Below are 2,829 nucleotides of genomic sequence, written 5' to 3' on the forward strand. Positions count from 1 at the left end.
AATACAAGCTTGTACAAACGAATAGTAAAGAAAAATGACAAAGCAGTGATAAGTTTGCTTTTAGCTTGATACACTTTGTCATTGCAAATTTATTTAATACTCGAACCAACTTAAATTGGGCTCGTATAGTATCACTTTATTAGCGGTCAAAAAATCTATGGTAAGACGTCGCCAGCAAAACACATCACAAAAAAAGCCTTCCGGTGGCTTTGTTCGAATTATTAGTGGTTCATGGAGAGGCAGAAAGCTGCCCGTTCATGATTTAGAAGGCTTACGCCCAACCATTGACCGAGTAAAAGAGACACTCTTTAACTGGGTTGCACAAGATATCCCAAATTCGACCTGCTTAGACGTATTTGCAGGTTCTGGTGGTTTAGGCTTTGAAGCTGCGTCTCGCCAAGCAAAAATGGTGACACTGCTCGAAATGAATCAAAATGCCGCTAAGCAGCTTTCTGATAATGCTAAAGAGCTCAAAGCAGGCAACATCAATGTGGTAAATACTGATGCTATCTCTTTCCTAAAGAAGCCAGGCACACCTTACGATGTGGTATTCCTCGATCCACCATTTCGTAAAGGATTGCTAGCAGAAACGATACAGCTACTTGAGAGTAATGGCTGGCTTGCGGACGACGCGATTATTTACGTCGAAACAGAGAAAGAACTCAAGCTAGAAGCGATGCCAGAAAACTGGGAGCTGCACCGCGATAAGACAACTGGCCAGTCGAGCTACCGACTGTTCAACCGAATCACTGAAGAATAGGAATGATTGAATGAATATCTTGCTTCCATTAGCTAAAGCCGCTATCGCCTTCGTATGGTTTGTGTTGATCGTCAACATTTTCCATCCGTTCCCTGGTAATGCCGCAATTGCGCTTTACATCATGACAGCGTTCTTGTTTTTTATGCACGGCTTACAGATGCTGATCTTTATCGGTGCGTTCGGCGATAAAATCGAAATGACGCGTTGGGAAAAATGGTCCATTCTAATTTTTGGAATCTTCGCCCTACTCGATATCCGTCGTAAGTACATGATGTAATCAAAAGCTGTTACCACGAAACAGATACCAAAACGCCGCTCAGTTGAGCGGCGTTTTTTATTCAATGATGGTAGAAACACTAAGCCATGTAGCCCTTCACACCATCTAAGAACATCTGAGTCGACAGCATAACAAGTAATAAACCCATAAGGCGCTCGATCGCTTTCAGCCCTCTCTCACCCAATACACGCAAGAAGAAGCCATTAAACATCAGAATGAAGAAGGTAGCGCCCCACGCCAGCATTACAGCGGCTGAAAGCTCGAGCATATTGTCTGGGTATTGTGTCGCAAGAAGAATCAATGCAGCAATGACAGATGGACCAGCAATCATAGGGATCGCCATCGGCACGATAAACGGCTCTTCACCTGCAGCAAGCCCTGTAATACTGCCAGCGCTCGGGAAAATCATCTTAATCGCGATGATAAATAGAATGATACCGCCAGAGATGCTCAGGGTTTCAGGCTGTACGTGCAGGAAGTTCATGATGCTTTGACCTGCAAACAAGAACAACAGCAAGATAACCAGTGCAAACATCAGCTCACGAATCAGAACAATACGGCGGCGCTTCGGATCAATATGCTTAAGGATAGAGAGCACGATTGGCAGATTGCCAAGCGGGTCCATGATAAGAAACAGCATGGTAGCTGCAGATAAGATTTCCATAAGTTTGTCTCGAAAAGCGAAGGTGCGCGGAGTATAGCAGCCTCAACATTGATTTTCGAACGCAGTCATCAGCAGACTAACTTATATCATTGCAGCACGTAAACGAGAACAAACAGGAAAGAATAGAAAGAGCGAATACCACAAATACATCCACTCTCAAATCACTCAAGATTAGTGATTACACACACGCTCACGATTGGTGCACAGCTTGCCATCGACAAGCACGACCTTTTCCATCTTCAGGAAAAACTTCAGCAAATCATCCAGATCGAGACCATTTAGCTTACTAGCTTACAAGTATGGAAACGAGCTTCAGTGCCATACATCTGAGCCAGTTCTTGTGCCAGCGCTTCTCGAGTCAGAGGCTTTTCACTAAGCAAGTTTAAAACGTTGTGTGCGTGAATTTCGGTAGTCATAACTCAATCTCATGTTTAATGAATTACACGTAGAGTACCGAGTTTGAGCAAAGCTGCCTTGATATAGCTCAGGCTAGGAGACGCTCTACCCTAAATGGTCAGAGAGGCGACGATAAGCGCATGGGCGAGAAAGTAACTGCCCGTTACCCAAAAGTACGCACTTTTGATCGGGCTGCGGTAACAGTTAAGTGCATACGCCAGTGCCGAGAGCAGCAATACGCTACAACCTGCAAATCCAACCGCGTGCGATAACTTAGGGTCAAGTAACCAAACCTCACCAGAAGCCCAAGTTAGCTGAATAAGCACAATCCCCATAATCACAACAGGAAAGACAAGTTTATCTAAACGTGGTAGCAGCAAGAAGAAAGCCACCACACAAGCAGCTAAGAGTAAGGCGAACAACCACCAGACCATTTCTCCAGACAACTGCAACCAAAAGGCTTTGCTATAACAAAGTTGAGCTAGCAGAAAGCAAACAAAATATAGGGGACGTTTTTGAGTGAGGGTGTGAAATACATCTGCGATCGCCGAGATCGCCAGGCCAGCAACGACCCAATACGTATAATCAGCAACAACAGACTGAGTTAAAGCAATGATCGCTAATANTACNNNGGAGTTGGTTAGCGGTTTCCTTATCTGGTATCGGAGCAGTAACAGGAACGAAACAAGGACATATCGGTCAGGCCTTATCGTATAAGTTATTTACCTTTGT

Annotated in this window: 3 protein-coding genes and 2 pseudogenes; 2 read left to right on the forward strand and 3 right to left on the reverse strand. The window is 44.5% G+C overall.

What is annotated here, in order from left to right:
• Positions 1–157: 157 nt before the first annotated feature.
• Both rsmD and A3712_RS19250 read left to right on the forward strand, forming a co-directional pair.
• Positions 158–760: a 16S rRNA (guanine(966)-N(2))-methyltransferase RsmD gene (gene rsmD, locus A3712_RS19245; RefSeq protein WP_063524701.1), complete on the forward strand. Its 603-nt coding sequence runs from the start codon at positions 158–160 to the stop codon at positions 758–760.
• A gap of 10 nt (positions 761–770) precedes the next feature.
• A complete protein-coding gene (locus A3712_RS19250) occupies positions 771–1,037 on the forward strand; it encodes a DUF1145 domain-containing protein (RefSeq protein ID WP_004740523.1) in 267 nt (88 codons plus the stop codon).
• A 79-nt stretch (positions 1,038–1,116) separates the two neighbouring features.
• Here the strand turns inward: A3712_RS19250 and A3712_RS19255 are convergent, their stop codons facing one another.
• From A3712_RS19255 to A3712_RS19265, 3 genes and pseudogenes are all read right to left on the reverse strand, one after another.
• On the reverse strand, positions 1,117–1,701 hold the full coding sequence (locus tag A3712_RS19255; RefSeq protein WP_004740522.1) for a YhgN family NAAT transporter: 585 nt from the start codon (positions 1,699–1,701) through the stop codon (positions 1,117–1,119).
• Positions 1,702–1,872: 171 nt separating this feature from the next.
• Positions 1,873–2,117: pseudogene (locus tag A3712_RS19260) on the reverse strand (YecH family metal-binding protein).
• A gap of 90 nt (positions 2,118–2,207) precedes the next feature.
• Positions 2,208–2,726, reverse strand: a pseudogene (locus A3712_RS19265) (lysoplasmalogenase); the annotation flags it as partial.
• Positions 2,727–2,829 lie beyond the last annotated feature (103 nt).

It is taken from the genome of Vibrio sp. HI00D65, assembly GCF_001635455.1.
GTDB lineage: Bacteria > Pseudomonadota > Gammaproteobacteria > Enterobacterales > Vibrionaceae > Vibrio.